At 56.7% G+C, this 16,205-nt stretch carries 14 protein-coding genes and 1 pseudogene; 14 read left to right on the top strand and 1 reads right to left on the bottom strand.

All coding sequences use genetic code 11. The features are described from left to right. Window positions 1–125: 125 nt before the first annotated feature. The 11 genes from E6C76_RS17950 to E6C76_RS17900 all read left to right on the top strand — a co-directional run bounded on the left by E6C76_RS17950 (window position 126) and on the right by E6C76_RS17900 (window position 11,837). Window positions 126–1,346 carry a Wzz/FepE/Etk N-terminal domain-containing protein gene (locus E6C76_RS17950; RefSeq protein ID WP_136349609.1) on the top strand — a complete coding sequence of 407 codons (1,221 nt, stop codon included), beginning with the start codon at window positions 126–128 and terminating at the stop codon, window positions 1,344–1,346. A 34-nt stretch (window positions 1,347–1,380) separates the two neighbouring features. Continuing rightward, a complete protein-coding gene (locus tag E6C76_RS17945) occupies window positions 1,381–2,625 on the top strand; it encodes a lipopolysaccharide biosynthesis protein (RefSeq protein WP_136349608.1) in 1,245 nt (414 codons plus the stop codon). A 32-nt stretch (window positions 2,626–2,657) separates the two neighbouring features. Beyond that, window positions 2,658–3,656 carry a UDP-N-acetylglucosamine 4,6-dehydratase (inverting) gene (gene pseB, locus E6C76_RS17940; RefSeq protein WP_136349607.1) on the top strand — a complete coding sequence of 333 codons (999 nt, stop codon included), beginning with the start codon at window positions 2,658–2,660 and terminating at the stop codon, window positions 3,654–3,656. Window positions 3,657–3,659: 3 nt separating this feature from the next. After that, window positions 3,660–4,826: a UDP-4-amino-4,6-dideoxy-N-acetyl-beta-L-altrosamine transaminase gene (gene pseC / locus E6C76_RS17935; RefSeq protein ID WP_136349606.1), complete on the top strand. Its 1,167-nt coding sequence runs from the start codon at window positions 3,660–3,662 to the stop codon at window positions 4,824–4,826. 9 nt (window positions 4,827–4,835) lie between these two features. Next, complete coding sequence (locus tag E6C76_RS17930; RefSeq protein WP_136349605.1) at window positions 4,836–6,002, top strand: acyltransferase family protein; 1,167 nt, start codon at window positions 4,836–4,838, stop codon at window positions 6,000–6,002. A 140-nt stretch (window positions 6,003–6,142) separates the two neighbouring features. Continuing rightward, window positions 6,143–6,463, top strand: coding sequence for a PLP-dependent aminotransferase family protein (locus E6C76_RS22310; RefSeq protein WP_211090270.1), 321 nt, complete (start codon window positions 6,143–6,145; stop codon window positions 6,461–6,463). 154 nt (window positions 6,464–6,617) lie between these two features. Beyond that, entirely contained in the window at window positions 6,618–7,160 is a 543-nt protein-coding gene (locus tag E6C76_RS17920) for a GNAT family N-acetyltransferase (protein ID WP_230976311.1), read from the top strand. Then, window positions 7,147–8,040 (top strand): aldo/keto reductase, encoded by an 894-nt coding sequence (locus E6C76_RS17915; RefSeq protein ID WP_136349604.1) that lies wholly within the window; start codon window positions 7,147–7,149, stop codon window positions 8,038–8,040. The genes E6C76_RS17920 and E6C76_RS17915 overlap by 14 nt, the downstream gene beginning before the upstream one ends. Beyond that, window positions 8,037–10,064 carry an aminotransferase class III-fold pyridoxal phosphate-dependent enzyme gene (locus E6C76_RS17910; protein WP_136349603.1) on the top strand — a complete coding sequence of 676 codons (2,028 nt, stop codon included), beginning with the start codon at window positions 8,037–8,039 and terminating at the stop codon, window positions 10,062–10,064. Before E6C76_RS17915 ends, E6C76_RS17910 begins: the two co-directional genes overlap by 4 nt. After that, window positions 10,064–11,185, top strand: coding sequence for a UDP-2,4-diacetamido-2,4,6-trideoxy-beta-L-altropyranose hydrolase (pseG, locus tag E6C76_RS17905; protein ID WP_136349602.1), 1,122 nt, complete (start codon window positions 10,064–10,066; stop codon window positions 11,183–11,185). Before E6C76_RS17910 ends, pseG begins: the two co-directional genes overlap by 1 nt. After that, a complete protein-coding gene (locus E6C76_RS17900) occupies window positions 11,139–11,837 on the top strand; it encodes a formyltransferase family protein (protein WP_136349601.1) in 699 nt (232 codons plus the stop codon). Before pseG ends, E6C76_RS17900 begins: the two co-directional genes overlap by 47 nt. A gap of 153 nt (window positions 11,838–11,990) precedes the next feature. On the opposite strand, the pseudogene E6C76_RS17895 reads toward E6C76_RS17900, so the two are convergent. Continuing rightward, window positions 11,991–13,050 (bottom strand): annotated as a pseudogene (locus E6C76_RS17895) (IS5 family transposase). 445 nt (window positions 13,051–13,495) lie between these two features. On the opposite strand from E6C76_RS17895, the gene E6C76_RS17890 reads away from it, so the two are divergent. From E6C76_RS17890 to E6C76_RS17880, 3 genes are read left to right on the top strand one after another with little or no spacing between them, the layout of a single operon-like run. Then, complete coding sequence (locus E6C76_RS17890; protein WP_136349600.1) at window positions 13,496–14,452, top strand: UDP-3-O-(3-hydroxymyristoyl)glucosamine N-acyltransferase; 957 nt, start codon at window positions 13,496–13,498, stop codon at window positions 14,450–14,452. Next, complete coding sequence (gene pseI, locus E6C76_RS17885) at window positions 14,449–15,501, top strand: pseudaminic acid synthase (protein WP_136349599.1); 1,053 nt, start codon at window positions 14,449–14,451, stop codon at window positions 15,499–15,501. Before E6C76_RS17890 ends, pseI begins: the two co-directional genes overlap by 4 nt. Continuing rightward, on the top strand, window positions 15,498–16,166 hold the full coding sequence (locus E6C76_RS17880; RefSeq protein WP_136349598.1) for a PIG-L deacetylase family protein: 669 nt from the start codon (window positions 15,498–15,500) through the stop codon (window positions 16,164–16,166). The genes pseI and E6C76_RS17880 overlap by 4 nt, the downstream gene beginning before the upstream one ends. Window positions 16,167–16,205 lie beyond the last annotated feature (39 nt).

Here is a 16,205-nt window from a genome sequence, read left to right as displayed (position 1 = left end):
AAAAACTCCTGCATGGCGCCAACGCTGCTGGCCCTGCCCTGCGCGGCAGGAACTATTACGTTTGCCCAATTAAAGAGCCCACAATCATGTGAGACAATCCGGGCTTTTCCGAACGACCCCACCCCATGCAGAACACCCGGCCGGCCGCCCAAACTTACGACGACGAGATCGACCTGCGCCAACTGGTCGGGGTGTTGTGGCGCCAGAAAGGCATCATCGCGGTCAGCACATTGGCGTGTGCGACGCTCGGAGCTGGTGCAAGCCTCCTGTCTGCAAAATACGTCTCCGAAGGACTGTTCCTGATTCCGCGGACCGTCAGCACCGACAGTTATAACCAGGATGTCACGGTCGCGCAGAGTATCACTGTGGACGCGTTCAAGCGCTACGAAAGCGCCTTCTCGAACATGCCGCGGATGACTGCGTTCCTGCAAGAGTACGCAGATGCCCAGGGTTCAGCCGTGACCGCACTGCTGCGATTGGGTGACGCATCCGATGGACTCAGCGGGGCCATCCGGCCGGAGTTTGCCTTCACGGACAAGGACGCCAGGGTATTCGGAGTCAAGGGCACTCCCTCCGACGCCTTGATCGGTATCAGGCTCCGGTACGAAGCGCGTGAACCCTCGGGGAGCATGCCCGTGGTGCTGCTGGCCGAGTACGTACGTGACACCATCATCCGCGTCGACATGGAGACCGTCACTCTGGAGCAGTGCGCAAGACACCGCAGCCGCGAACAAGTGTTGCGCAATGCCCAAATTGCCAATGACTTCGCCATCTCCCAGGAAGAAAAGCGCGCCGCCACCCTGCGCGACATCATCACCCGCAACCCGGGCGCCGCCGCCAGCGACAACCGCCAGATCGTCTCCCTCGAAAAGGGTAGCGAACGCTTCCTGTCGCCAGCGGCACAACTGGTCGCTGCCGAAATACAGATCGCCGACATGAAGCTCGCCGAAATCCGCCGCGAACGCGACCGTATCACCAGCGCACTCAAGCGCGACTACTACTGTCAGGCTCAGCAAACCCTGCAGAAGCCCACTACGGGCCGCGCGTTCCTGGAGGAGCTGAAACGCATTCAGGCCGCCGTGTTCCAGAATCAGGACAAGACCATCGACATTGTCGAGCAGACTTGGAACGAGCTCGACGTCAAGCGCGAAAACTGGGCCAATACCTATCTTCAGGGCATGCGCTTCATCGCATCGCCGGAAGGTGCCGAGGTCAAGGAGCGCAAGCCTGGCTTGAAACTCGGCATCGTGCTGGGGGGCCTTCTGGGCGGCATGCTCGGCATGTTCATCGCATTGGTACGCGCCTGGTGGCGGAGCGATCAAGATGAGACTACCGGCAAGGCTTGACACCACCCAAGTTGTCGCCTGATCTCCCCTTCCCGTGCCAGCCCCCGCCAAGCGCCTCCTCAACCTCATCCTGCGTGCCGCCACACTGGTAAGCAAGTTTGCGCTCATCTTCGTTCTGGCAAAGTTCCTCGAACCTGCGGAAGTCGGCCTGTATGGCCTGCTTGCCGCAACGGTGCTCTACGTGCTGATGGCGCTCGGCTTCGATTTCTACACCTTCTCCACGCGCGAGTTGATCGTCACCGACCGCCGCAACTGGGCCGGCATGTTGCGCGACCAGGGCGTGTTCTACGGGATTACTTACACCGCCCTGTTTCCGCTCTGCCTGCTGCTTTTCTGGCTTGGCTTGCTGCCCTGGCATCTGGCGGTCTGGTTCTTCCCGCTGCTCGCGCTCGAGCATCTGGCACAGGAGCTCAACCGGCTGCTCGTGGCCATCTCCGAGCCGCTTTGGGCGAGCGCCGTACTGTTCGTGCGTTCAGGAGCCTGGGCCGTCGTGGCTACACTCTGGATGTGGCTCGATCCCGGGCAGCGCTCGCTGGCGTTTGTGCTTGCGGCGTGGACGACCGGCGTGTTCGCCGCCTGTGGGCTCGGAGTATGGCGCATGCGGAATCTCGACTCCGCCTCACTGCGCCGTGCGATCGATTGGCAGTGGATCCGGCAGGGAATCCGCATCGCTTTTCCCTTCGTCCTCGCCACTTTGTCGCTACGCGCCCTGTACACCGTCGACCGCTACTGGATCGAAGCGCTGGGCGGTCTTGAGGTGCTCGCGGCCTACGTGCTGTTCGTCGGCATCGCCAACGCCATCATGAGCTTCCTGGATGCCGCGGTCTTCACCTTCGCCTACCCCGCGCTGATTGCCACCGCGGGCAAGGGCGACCAGACTGCCTTCGATGGGCAGATGCGCCGCCTTGGCCAGCATACGCTGGCGGTTACCGCGGGCCTGTCGGTCGCCGCAATCCTGTGTGCCGGCCCCGTCATCGACTGGCTGGACCGTCCTAGCTACTCGCAGCACTTCACCCTGTTGTACTGGACCGTCCTGGCCGCCGCGCTCTTCGGGCTCAGTATGGTTCCCCATTACGGACTCTACGCACGCCGCAAGGATCGACCTATCATCCTCAGTCATCTGGCTTCGCTGCCGCTCTTCTGCATTGCGACACTCGCATTGGGCCCGCTGCTCGGCATTGCCGCCGTTCCGGCGGCAATGGCCTCGGCCTTCCTGTTCCTGTTGCTCGCCAAGCTCGGCGCCTTCAAGCGCTGCGGCCCCCTCGCCGTGCCCCTTTGACCCCGCTTTCTTCTGCTTCACGGATTGTTCCCATGCTCACCAACCAGACCATTCTCGTCACCGGCGGCACCGGCTCCTTCGGCCACACCTTCGTTCCGATGACGCTCGCCAGGTACAACCCCAAGAAAATCATCATCTTCTCGCGCGACGAAATGAAGCAATGGGAAATGGCCAAGCAGTTTCGGGGCGACCCCCGCGTGCGTTTCTTCATCGGCGACGTGCGCGACAAGGACCGCCTGTACCGCGCGCTCGACGGCGTGGACCACGTGATCCACGCGGCGGCCACCAAGATCGTACCGACCGCCGAATACAACCCCTTCGAATGCGTCAAGACCAACATCAACGGTGCGATGAACCTCATCGACGCCTGCATCGACAAGGGTGTCAAACGCGTCGTCGCGCTATCCACCGACAAGGCCAGCAGCCCGGTCAATCTGTACGGCGCCACCAAACTGGCCTCGGACAAACTGTTCGTCGCCGGCAATTCCTATTCCGGCGCCCACGACACCCGCTTCGCCGTGGTGCGCTACGGCAACGTCATGGGCTCGCGCGGTTCGGTGATCCCGTTTTTCCTGTCGATCAAGGACAAGGGCGTGCTGCCGATCACCGATCCGCGCATGACGCGCTTCATGATCTCGCTCGAACAGGGTGTGGAACTGGTCTGGCATGCCTTCCACGACATGGAAGGCGGCGAGATCTATGTCAAGAAGATTCCATCGATGAACATCACCGACCTGGCCGCAGCCGTGGCGCCCGAGGCTCAACAGGAAATCGTCGGCATCCGCCCGGGCGAAAAGCTGCATGAAGAAATGATCAGTGCGGAAGATTCCCTCTATACCTACGAATACGAGGAGCACTTCAAGATTCTTCCGGCGATCAACGACTGGCATCGCTGCGAAAAACGCATCAAGAACGGCCAGCGCGTCACCGAAGGCTTCAGCTACACCAGCGACAACAACCCCGACTGGATGTCCCGAGAGGCCTTGCAGGCCTGGGTCGCCGCCAATCAAGAGAAAATCGGGAAGATCTGAACCATGATCCCCTACGGCCGCCAGGACATCACCGAGGCAGACATCGACGCCGTCGTCGCGGTGCTGCGTTCCGACTTTCTGACCCAGGGCCCGCAGGTGCCGCGCTTTGAGCAGCAGGTCGCCCGGCATGTCGGTGCAAAGCACGCCGTCGCGGTCAATAGCGCCACCTCGGCGCTGCACCTCGCCTGTCTGGCGCTCGGCCTGGGGCCGGGCGACTGGCTGTGGACCAGCCCGATCACCTTCGTCGCCTCGGCCAACTGCGCACTGTACTGCGGTGCCAAGATCGATTTCGTCGACATCAATCCGCGCACCTACAACCTGTGTCCGCAAGCACTGGAACGCAGGCTCCAGCAGGCTGAACGCGAAGGCCGTCTGCCGAAAATCGTCGTGCCGGTGCACCTGTGCGGCCAGCCCTGCGACATGGCGACCATCCACGCGCTGGCGCAGCGCTACGGCTTCAAGATCGTCGAGGACGCCTCGCACGCCATCGGTGGCAAATACCAAGGCGAATACATCGGCAGCGGCCGCTACAGCGACATCACCGTGTTCAGCTTTCACCCGGTCAAGATCGTCACCACCGCCGAGGGCGGCATGGCGCTGACCAACGACGACGTGCTCGCCGACAGGATGGCCCTGCTGCGCAGCCACGGCATCACCCGCGACCCGGCGCGTATGACCCACGACGCCGGCGGCCCGTGGTACTACCAGCAGATCGCACTCGGTTTCAACTACCGTATGACCGAACTGCAGGCCGCGCTCGGCACGAGCCAGATGGCACGGCTCGACGACTACGTCGCCCGCCGCCATCAACTGGCCCGCCGCTACGACGAACTGCTGGCCGGCCTGCCGGTGACCACGCCGTGGCAGCACCCGGACGGTTACTCCGGCCTGCACCTCTACATCATCCGTCTGCAACTGGACTGCATCGGCAGAAACCACCGCCAGATCTTCGAAGCGCTGCGCGAGCAGGGCATCGGCGTGAATCTGCACTACATTCCCGTCCATACCCAACCGTATTACCAGGCCATGGGCTTCCAGGCAGGCGACTTCCCCGAAGCGGAGCGCTATTACGCCGAGGCGATCAGCCTGCCGCTGTACCCGCGCATGACGGACGCCCAGCTCGAACAGGTCGTGACGGCCCTCGCACACGTGCTGCGTCCGGCGCAGTAGCATCCAGCCATGCGCGCCTGGGCGGTTTTCCGCAGATATCCACTTACCTGTAATCTGACCATTCCCGCAGTTTGTAAAATGCGCTCACCACAAAACCACCACTTCGACACATTGGACGCTTTGCGAGGTTGCGCCGCACTTGTCGTTGCGCTCGCGCACGGGTTACATATCTTTGTGGAGCCTGCTGCCCCGGACCTGAAGATAAACACGTACATAGCTGGATTCGCTCAAGCCAGCGTCATGGTTTTCTTTGTGCTAAGCGGCTTTCTCATTGGCACATCCATCCAAAACAACATCAAGAATAACAGCAGAGCATTTAGCCTGGCTCAATATGCGCGGAGCCGCGCACTACGCATTTACCCCCCTCTGCTACTAGCTACGCTCCTGACGGTCCTGATCATCGAGGCATCGTGGGCGTTTGTGCCGAAAGAGTTCGCGACTCGAGCTTTCCAAACTACGTACCAACAGATCTTCGGCAGCCTGTTTTTTCTGAACGGTTTCTTTACTCCGGGAGTCCGAATTAATGGTCCTCTCTGGAGCTTGTCAATCGAAGTCTGGTACTACGCGGTCGCAGGGCTACTTTTCACTGCTCGCCCCTTCCTCATGTTGATTGGAGTCCTGCTGTTCTGGATCGGCTTCCAGTCAAACCCCTTCTTCTATCCCTACTCGCAGGTGTGGGCGGCCGGCTTCGCTTTGTGTTTCGTGCAAGGCCGGAACATCCATCGCATCATTAAATGGGCTGCGCTTCTTGCATCGATCTCCCTGGCCTTCCATGCACTCGATCCGTTAACCACTTTCGCCACCACCAAGAAGAACGACGATATCATCCAGTACAACGTTCGGATCGGCTTGGCCTTCACCTTCGCACTCTTCCTGATGATAAATTCAAATAGAATAAAAATCCATATAGGAAAACAAGCAGCGACCTTTTCATATACCCTTTATTTGATCCATTTCCCGGTACTCATGTTCACGCATAGCCTGATGAGGTCCCATCTCGGCAACGGCCTGGTCACCGCGACCACCGTCATGCTTTGTGTGCTGGCCGCATGCGTCCTGCTTTCCAAATTTGCATCCACTTACGTTGAAAACCAACATTGGTCCTCCAAAATAATCGCCTATAAAATGCCATTACCATTTACAAGACGAATATCGTCAAGAAATGAAACGCCGTAGATTCCGGGCCTTGTCCGGGGACTTGCTGGGCTATCCCTATCAAGAGGGGCGCAAGCCGTGGCGGTGTTCATGGTGGCAAGCTTTCTGTTCATCGCGTTCAGGTGCTTCTTCTTTCGCCATCCCGCCGTGGAGTCCCGACCGTGAAACAATGCCTCGCCTGCGACAGCGCCTTTTTCCGCGGCCCGGCGGACAAGTACACGTGGTGCGACTTGGGCTCCAACGACCTACCCGGCGAACTGATCGCGACCTTCCTGTGGGCCCAGATGGAAGCGGCCGACGACATCATCACGGCTTGCCGGACAACCTGGCAGCGCTACCATCAGGCACTGGCCCCGCACGAACTCACGGCGTTCATCGACGGCCTGCAGCAACGCGGTGTCCATGCCGTATTCCATTACATCCCCTTGCACACCGCTCCAGCCGGGCTGCGCTATGGTCGACCCCATGGCATCTGCCGGTGACACGGGACGTCGCCGAGCGACTGGTGCGCCTGCCTCTGTGGATCGGGCTGAGCGAACAACAAGTGGATACAATTGCCACTATCGTGCCGTCAATACTCGACGATCAGACCGGACGTACCCATCAAACATACGGCGTGACACCACATCAGGCAGGATGAAACAAATGCCCTTTTTGAATTCTGAACGACTTTACCTACGTCCGCTTTGCCCAAGCGACGCCAGTCCCTCCTATGCGGCCTGGCTCAATGACCCCGAAGTCAATCGTTTTCTCGAAATTCGGCATCAGCACCATTCCGTCGAAAGTTGCCGCCAATTCATCGAGAGCATGAATAACAACCCTGTACATCACCTTTTCGGCATCTTTCTGGCTGGAATGGACGAACACATCGGCAACATCAAGATTGGTTTTATCAACTCGCGGTACAGCACCGCTCAGCTCAGCCTTTTCATCGGCAGCAAGCAGGCATGGGGCAAGGGCTATGCTACTGAGGCAATCCGCCTCGCCACACGCCACGCTTTCGAGGATCTCGGTCTCTTGCGGGTCGAAGCAGGCTGCTACAACGAGAATCTGGCATCCCTCAAGGCATTCATGAAATCCGGCTATACCGTCGAAGGTTTTTTCAGAAAAAACGTCGTGCTGGACGGTAACCGCCAGGGCTGCTTTTGGTTGGGGGTGTTGAAAGATGAATGGCAATAGCGACCCCGATAAAATCATCTTGGGCACCGTGCAATTTGGCTTGCCTTACGGCATTTCGAACACCCAGGGACAAGTCTCTCGCCAGCAAGGCGCCGGGATACTTGCACTTGCCCGCCAAGCCGGTATCCGGACACTCGATACGGCCATTGCCTACGGCGATAGCGAGACGACACTGGGGATCTTGAACGTCGCCGACTGGCAAATCATCACCAAGCTGCCGGAAATGCCCGCACTGCCCGGCGCGGATCACGTGGCCGCGTGGGTCGAGGCACAGGTGAAGGGATCGCTTACAAGGCTCCGGGTACCCGTTCTGCACGGGTTGCTACTCCATCGGCCAGCGCAATTGCGTACCGCCGAGGGGGCGGCCCTATACCGTGCATTGCGCACTCAATGCGATCTGGGACATGTCCGGAAAATCGGTATTTCGATCTACGACCCAGAAGAACTCGCGCAGTTGCCATCGGAAATGACATTCGACATTGTCCAGGCCCCGCTGAACGTCCTCGATACCCGCATCGTCCGCTCCGGCTGGGCTGCGCGATTGGCGGAAACGGGCTGTGAGTTGCACGCACGATCTATTTTTTTGCAAGGTTTACTCCTGATGTCCGCCTCCGCACGACCAGCCTACTTTTCCAGATGGGATGTAATTTGGAGAAGGTGGGAAAATTGGCTTGTCGAAACCGACCTGTCCCCCCTTCAGCTCTGCGTGCGCCATGCGCTGCGGACAGCCGATGTCAAACGAGTGGTGATCGGTGTTGACAGCACAGCTCATCTGGAGGGCATTCTTTCTGCTGCGCAAGGTGTCCTGCCCGCACGCCCGGCCAGCCTCGACACCGATGACCCCGCGCTGCTCAATCCCGCTCTTTGGAACAGAACATGAAAGTCGTTGCCATCGTCCAAGCCCGCATGGGTTCGACACGCCTGCCGAACAAGGTGATGAAGCCCATCGGCGGCGTGCCGATGATCGAACTGCTGCTCACCCGGCTCTCTCGCGCACGCGAAGTCGACCAGATCGTCGTCGCCACCTCGATCGATCCCCGCAACCAAGTGCTTGCCGAGCATGTGCGCAAACTCGGTTATGCATGTGAAATGGGCAGCGAAACAGACGTGCTTGCGCGTTATCTGCAGGCCGCACGCGCACACCGTGCGGACGTCGTGGTGCGCGTGACCGGAGACTGCCCACTGATCGACCCCGAGTTGGTTGACGAGGTCATTCGCGGCTTCAAAGCCAGCGGGGTGAATTATTTCAGCAACATATCCCCTCCCACCTACCCCGACGGGCTGGATACCGAGGTCTTCAGCATGGCGGCACTCGAACGCGCTGCGGCGGAAACAGCCCGCCCGCACGACCGCGAACATGTGACACCCTATCTACGAGAATCGGGACGCTTCAGCCAAGCATCCCTGCAGGCCGAAGAAAATCACGACACACTGCGCTGGACAGTTGATGAACAGGCGGATTTCGACGTCGTCACGGCAGTGTTCGCACACTTCGCCCCCAACATTCACTTCTCTTGGCGGGACGTGCTGGCGCTGCAACAGATACGCCCGGCTCTTTTCGCCACCAACCACCATCTGATTCGCAACGAAGGAGCCTCGATGGGAACCGGCCAGAAACTCTGGAAACGCGCCAAACGCGTCATTCCTGGCGGCAACATGCTGTTGTCCAAACGCGCGGAAATGTTCCTCCCCGAACAGTGGCCCGCTTACTTCAGCAAGGCCAAAGGCTGCACGGTCTGGGATCTGGACGGTAACGCGTACATCGACATGTCCATCATGGGCATTGGTACCAACACGCTTGGCTACGGCCACCCGGAAGTAGACGAAGCCGTGCAGCGAACCGTCAGCGCGGGCAACATGTCCACTTTCAACTGCCCCGAGGAAGTCTATCTCGCGGAAAAGCTCATCGAACTCCATCCATGGGCCGATATGGCACGCTTCGCCCGCTCCGGCGGAGAAGCCAACGCCATCGCAATCCGTATCGCCCGTGCAGCCAGCGGGAAGGACAAAGTGGCCGTGTGTGGCTACCACGGTTGGCACGACTGGTATCTGTCGGCGAACCTGGGCGACGATGAAAGCCTCGCGGGGCATCTGCTGCCCGGGCTGGAGCCCAACGGCGTGCCACGCAACCTGCGAGGTACCGTCTTCCCCTTCAGCTACAACAATTTTGCCGAGCTCGAATCCCTGGTCAATACGCACGACATCGGCGTCATCAAGATGGAGGTCGTGCGCAACAAAGGGCCTGAAGACAACTTTCTCCACAAAGTACGCAAGCTCGCCACCGACCGCGGCATCGTGCTGATCTTCGACGAATGCACTTCCGGTTTCCGACAAAGCTTTGGCGGGCTGCATCAACTTTACGGAGTTGAACCAGACATGGCCATGTTCGGCAAGGCACTCGGCAATGGCTACGCGATTACCGCCACCATCGGCAAACGCGAAATCATGGAAGCCGCACAAAGCACCTTCATCAGCAGCACATTCTGGACCGAGCGCATAGGCCCCAGCGCGGCCCTCAAGACGCTCGAAGTCATGCAACGTCTCCACTCCTGGGAAACCATTACAGCCACCGGGCTACAGATTCGCGAATGCTGGCAGCAGCTCGCCGACAAACACGGTCTGGTCATCGATCACTGGGGCCTTCCCGCCCTCACCGGTTTCTCCTTCCGTAGTGACAACGCCCTGGCCTACAAAACCTTGATCACGCAGGAAATGCTCGCAAAGGGTTATCTCGGCGGCACCAGCGTCTATGTGTGCATCGATCACACCCCCCAAATCGTCCAGGATTATTTTTCGGTACTTGATCCGGTATTCGGTCTGATCAAGGAGTGCGAAGAAGGCCGCGATATCGCCAGCCTGCTCAATGGCCCAGTGTGTCACGGAGGGTTCAAACGCCTGAACTGATGACTACGATGCAATTTGCCTTCCGTACAGACGCCTCACTGCAGATCGGCACCGGTCACGTCATGCGCTGCTTGACGCTAGCCGATGCGCTTACCGAACGTGGTGCCTATTGCCACTTCATTTGCCGCGAGCACCCCGGCAACTTGATTGAACTCATTCGCAGCAAAGGCCATATCGTGCACACCCTGCCGCCACCCGCTGCGAGGACTGGGTCGCTTGCAACCGAGCAAACAGCTACGCACCCCAACCTCGCCCACGGTCACTGGCTCGGCGCCCCCCAGGCGCAGGACGCCGAGGCCTGCGCCCCCATTCTGGCGGCACAGCGCCCCAACTGGCTGATTGTTGACCACTATGCGTTGGAAATTCACTGGGAACAGGCTCTACGCAATTGCTGCCCACATTTGATGGTCATTGATGACCTAGCTGATCGGCACCATCAGTGCGATCTGCTGCTCGATCAAAATTTAGGGCGGCAGGCTGTCGACTATGAAAGCTTGGTGCCGGAGCATTGCACCGTTCTTACCGGGCCGCGCTATGCGTTGCTACGCCCCGAGTTTGCCGCGTTGCGTGAGGCTAGCCTGAGTCGACGCGCCGCACCTCGTTTGCGCAGATTGCTTATTTCAATGGGTGGAGTAGACGGGCCCAACGCCACCAGCATGGTTTTGCAGGCGCTGCAGGTTTGCTCCTTGCCGAGCGACTGCGAAATAACCGTAGTGATGGGATCGAAAGCGCTATGGCTTGAACAGGTGCAGGAAATCGCCAAAGGGATGCCTTGGCCAACTCAGGTGCTGGTCAACGTCGCTGACATGGGCCTCCTGATGACGAACAGTGACCTGTCCATAGGAGCTGCTGGCAGTACCTCGTGGGAGCGTTGCTGTCTGGGCTTGCCTAGCATCGTGCTGGTATTGGCTGAAAACCAGCGATTCATCTCGTCTGAGCTGAACCGAACTGGCGCTGCCAAGACGATCATCCTGGAGGCAGGAACGTTAGCCTCCCAGCTAAAGTTGGTAATAGACAGTTATCGCACACCAGCCCGGCTTAGGGAAAGCGCCCAGATAGCAGCTTCGATCTGTGATGGATCAGGTACTGAACGTGTCGGGAGAATACTGCTTGGAAAATAACTCAATCACTGTTCTGGTGGACAATGATTCTTGGATCATTCCTTACGCCCATCACCTTGTGCAGGCCCTAAAGAAAAAAGGGTTCGACGCTGAGTTTGTCGATAGTGCTGACAAAGTATATCCAGGCTGGGTCAATTTCATTCTGGGCTGCACGCGTATCATCAGAAGTGAAGTGCTGCAGCGCAACCAACATAACCTGGTCGTACATGAAAGTGACCTGCCTAAAGGGCGGGGTTTTGCGCCCATGGCATGGCAGATTCTCGAAGGCAAACGCAGCATCCCGATATGTCTGATCGAGGCAACTGACGAGGTCGATGCCGGCGATATCTGGCTAAGCGACGTCATCGAGCTTGATGGAACCGAGCTGTGCGACGAGTGGCGGTCGCTTCAAGGGCAAAAGACCGTAGAGCTGTGTTTGAAGTTCGTGAGTGCCTATCCAACACTCAAACCAGTTAAGCAACAAGGAGGCGAGCCTTCTTACTATTCCCGCCGTATTCCTGCCGATAGTCGGCTTGATGTCGACAAATCCTTGCGAGAACAATTTAATTTGTTTCGGATAGTCGACAATGAACGATATCCTGCTTATTTCGAGATGGAAGGACGGGTTTATACAGTACAACTATTTAAAGTCGAATCCAAAAGTGGCGATTGACAGGTTGATGTAAAAGTGCCGAGCACCACTCCAACCAAAGGATTCGAATTGACCTCCCTGGTGACTTCGTTGCGAGAATTGCCCCTTCAATTCGACTTGTATTTCCCAAGTGGTTCGCCGAAGGTGCGTCGCCGCGCCTTTCGACTGTTCGGCTCACACAGCCATCTTCCAATCGCTCAATTTCGCGATTCTCAACATATTGTATGCGGCTCCAGAGATAAAGGCTGCCCTCTGTGTCTTCGCCTAGCCAGTGAAACGCGTCTTGCGCATACCACCGACTGTCTTCAACCGCCCAAAGATTTCCTCCACCCGCTTTCGTTTACGCAGACTGATCCGATCGCCTTCGGTACGCGTCTAACCATCGAGGCCCGGCGTCTTCCGGCCCTCGATTCGGGCGATATGCGGACGAATTCACTGATCGCGCAGGTGTGCCACGAAATCCTGGACGTGGTAACCCTTGTCGGTGGTCAGCGTCTTTGGATGAATCCGCCGCCGACGGGCGCGCGTCAGCATCGAGTGTGCGGCATAATATTCAGCCTGCGTCGATTCGGTCACCAGAATGTCGACGCACAGCCCGTTGCGGTTCCCCGTGAGAACATACCCGCCGTGGCTCGGTTTCGCCGGCTGTCCGTTGCCCTTGCACATGAGCCGCGAGTCCGGATCGGTGGAGCTTTGGTGCGTGGCGTTCGAGCGCTTCCCGCCCTCGAAGTTGACCATTTCGCTGCAGCCGCCACCGTCTTTCGGCAGTTCGCCGTCCTTGCGCCTGAAGCTCTTGAAGGAGGCTCACGTCTCGATCAAGGTGCCATCGGCTGTGAAATGATCCGAGAACAGCAAACTGTCTCGACGGACCAGGCTCACCACTTCGTCAAAGAAACGTCGCGCGATGTCGATCACTATCAGACACTCGCACAACCAGATGAAATTGGACTGACCCAGGTCCGCACTCTCCAGATCCATGTCGAGAAACCTGCGGAACGGAAAATTGTAGTCCAACTACCCGCAGAACTGCTTAGCCGAGCGCATCGAGTACAGCGCAATCAGCAACTGACCATTGAGCGGGCGGTCGAACGGAATCGACGGCCGCCCCGTTGCGTTGCCGAGTGCAGCGCATCCAGATCCGACGAAATCGCGCTCAGTGTTCGGCCGGTATGCGCGACTCCAGCGAGAAATAGTGGAACATTAAGGACTGCAGGGGATTGGGTTGGTCTCGCATCGCTGTCAGGACGGAAAATTTGGGGACAGTTCTATGGCTACCGACTTTTGGTGCACTCAGCAGACTCTGTATCAATCTGCTAGAGCACAGTATCATTAAAGAGTTCGAGCGAATGAAGAAACTTGCGCTGTGTTCCATGCGTCCGCCCAGGAAAGCCCTTATATATAGATCGCATGCTCTTCAGACACCGAAGCCCTGTCACGCAGTCGAATCGGATATACGGCAACCAGCGCACTTTTTTAGCAAGACTACGGGAATAGTATTGTGCATCAACCAAGCATCACTGAGAGCTCATAAAAACTTGCAATCCATCAGGAAGGGATTTTGATAGAACATTACTTTATAAACTCCAGCCATTGCAGCCCTGTTTTCCTTGGAATTCCAGCGCAAGAATAGGAATAATCGACCCCTGGCACGGCAAACCCCAATCGAATTTCTATCAATCATGCTAAACATTACAATTCACGACATAGAGTCCTTTTCCAGCGAAAGATGCATAACAATCATCGGAAAGGCGCATCCAAGTAAGAAATTCACAAGCATAAAGCCCATAGCACTGGCGAAGCCAGAAGACGTCTCCTTTTGTCGATTTGAGGGCGAACAGGGGGTATCCCTGATAAAGAATTCGTCAGCAGGCCTATTGTTCATACCGTTCTCACTATTAGAGGAGGCTGATCGTCTCGCGCGCAACGACAATGGATTGATGTATTTGGCATGCGAAACACCTAGGCTGGAACTAGCCTACTTCCTCAAGAGATTTTGGATCGAACTCGATTCCGACTCAGCCTACACCAATCATAGGCATGGCGGCTTAGTGCACCCTCAGGCCAGAATCTCTAATAGCGCAAAAATCATGAAAGGCGCGATTATCGGCAAAAATGTGTCAATAGGTGACGATACAGTTATTTTCCCGGGCGCAGTTATCGAAAACGCCATGATCGGCAATAAATGCAGCATCGGCGCAAACGCCGTAATTGGTGGGATAGGATTTGGCTTCGAGAAAGACCCCGCGACAGGGGAAATCATCGATTTTCCTCATATCGGCACAGTGCGAATGGGGGACAACGTCCGCGTGGGAGCATGCACATGCATTGACAGGGCGTCTATAGGCGAAACTATCCTTGGTGACAATGTGAAGATTGACAATCTTTGCCACATTGGCCATAACGTCAAGATCGGAAATGAGACACGTATAGTAGCACTTTCAATTATTGGAGGCAGCACCCGCATTGGGAAAAACTGCTGGCTCGCGCCAGCCAGTGCAATACGCGACTGGATTGATTTAGGAGATGAAGCCATTATCGGGATGGGCGCAGTCGTAACAAAGTCCGTTGAAAGCAACACAACGGTTATCGGGAATCCCGCTAGGCCGATTGAGATCAAAAGGAAAAAATACCTATGAAGAACATATCAGTTGGCGATTTTTCGATAGGACTCAAGAGCCGACCCTTCATTATTGCCGAGATGTCTGGCAACCACAATCAATCCCTGGATCGTGCTTATAGGATAATTGATGCAGCGATTTCCGCTGGCGCACATGCCATTAAATTGCAGACAGCTAGCCCTGATGGATTAACACTGAACATCGATTCGCCAGACTTTCAGATACTGGATAAAGAGAGCCTCTGGTATGGCAAGAATCTTTATCAACTGTACGAAATAGCCATCACTCCATGGGATTGGCACGCCCCCATTTTTGAATATTGCCAAAAAAAGGGAATTATTGTCTTCAGCTCCCCTTTCGAACTGAAAGCAGTAGATTTTCTTGAAGAACTCGATGCCCCTCTATACAAGATTGCATCATTTGAACTGGTTGATACGCAGTTATTGCGCCGCGTAGCCAAGACCGGGAAACCGGTCATTTTATCGACAGGAATGGCGACCCTCAGCGAAATCGAAACGGCCGTCAACACCGTCCGCGATCAAGGCAACGATCAGATTGTTCTTCTCAAGTGCACCTCGACCTACCCAGCCAAACCGTCGGACACTAACTTATTAACCATTCCACATTTACGCGATGCATTCAAGACCATAGTTGGTTTGTCGGACCATACCATGGGAGTTGGAGCTTCATGCGCAGCGGTCGCAATGGGGGCGACTGTCATTGAAAAGCATTTCACCTTGGCGCGCGCAGATGGTGGAGTAGATTCTGCGTTTTCGCTGGAACCCCATGAGCTGAAAATCTTGGTCGAGGAAACGGAACGCGCATGGCAAGCGCTTGGCGCGGTAGAGTATGGGGGAAGTAAAAATGAACGAAACTCGCTTAAATTTCGACGATCTATCTACGTCAGCAGGGACATGGTCGCTGGAGAAGTGCTGACAGAAAATAATATTCGTGTCATAAGACCTGGATTCGGACTGGCTCCAAAGTATTATGAAATTGTTCTTGGTCGACGCGTCAACCAGGATTTAAAAAAGGGGACGGCTTTTTCTTGGAATTACATCGGATGAAAACCGTTCTTATCGTTTCCGCTCATCCCGATGATGAAGCTCTCGGCTGCGGCGGTACCATCGCCCGGCATGTTTCGGAAGGCGATATCGTATATGCTGTATTCCTGGCGGATGGGGTCAGTGCACGTGAGACGTCGGGTAATGTCGAGCTTGAGCAACGCACCGGGGCCGCAGAAAAAGCCCGCCAACTGTTAGGCATCCGAGAATCCTACTACCTGGGTCTACCTGACAACCGGCTTGACTATTTACCACTGATCGAAGTTGTTCAATGCCTTGAGCCAATCGTCCGAAAAGTACGACCGGATGTGATCTATACGCACCACCACGGCGATTTGAACATTGACCATAGAATCACTCACGCGGCCGTCTTGACTGCCTGCAGGCCGATGCCGGGATGCAGCGTCCGCGAGATTTATGCTTTTGAAGTCATGTCCAGCACAGAATGGGCCACACCATCGGAATCTCCTTTTCAGCCGAATCACTACGTGGATATCAGTGATTTCCTGGATGTGAAGCTTCAAGCACTCCAGGCTTATGAACTTGAAATGCGTGATGAGCCGCATTCTCGCAGCTTAAAGCACTTGGAATCCTTGGCAAGGCATCGAGGCAACACGGTTGGAGTAGTGGCCGCGGAAGCATTTATGGTTGTTAGGCTTTTACGTTGATCGCCGGCAAGACGACCCATCTGTCCTGCATTCGAAATC

This window comes from Pseudothauera nasutitermitis (assembly GCF_004801295.1).
Lineage (GTDB): Bacteria > Pseudomonadota > Gammaproteobacteria > Burkholderiales > Rhodocyclaceae > Pseudothauera > Pseudothauera nasutitermitis.
This window is presented reverse-complemented; position numbering and strand designations above follow the sequence as displayed.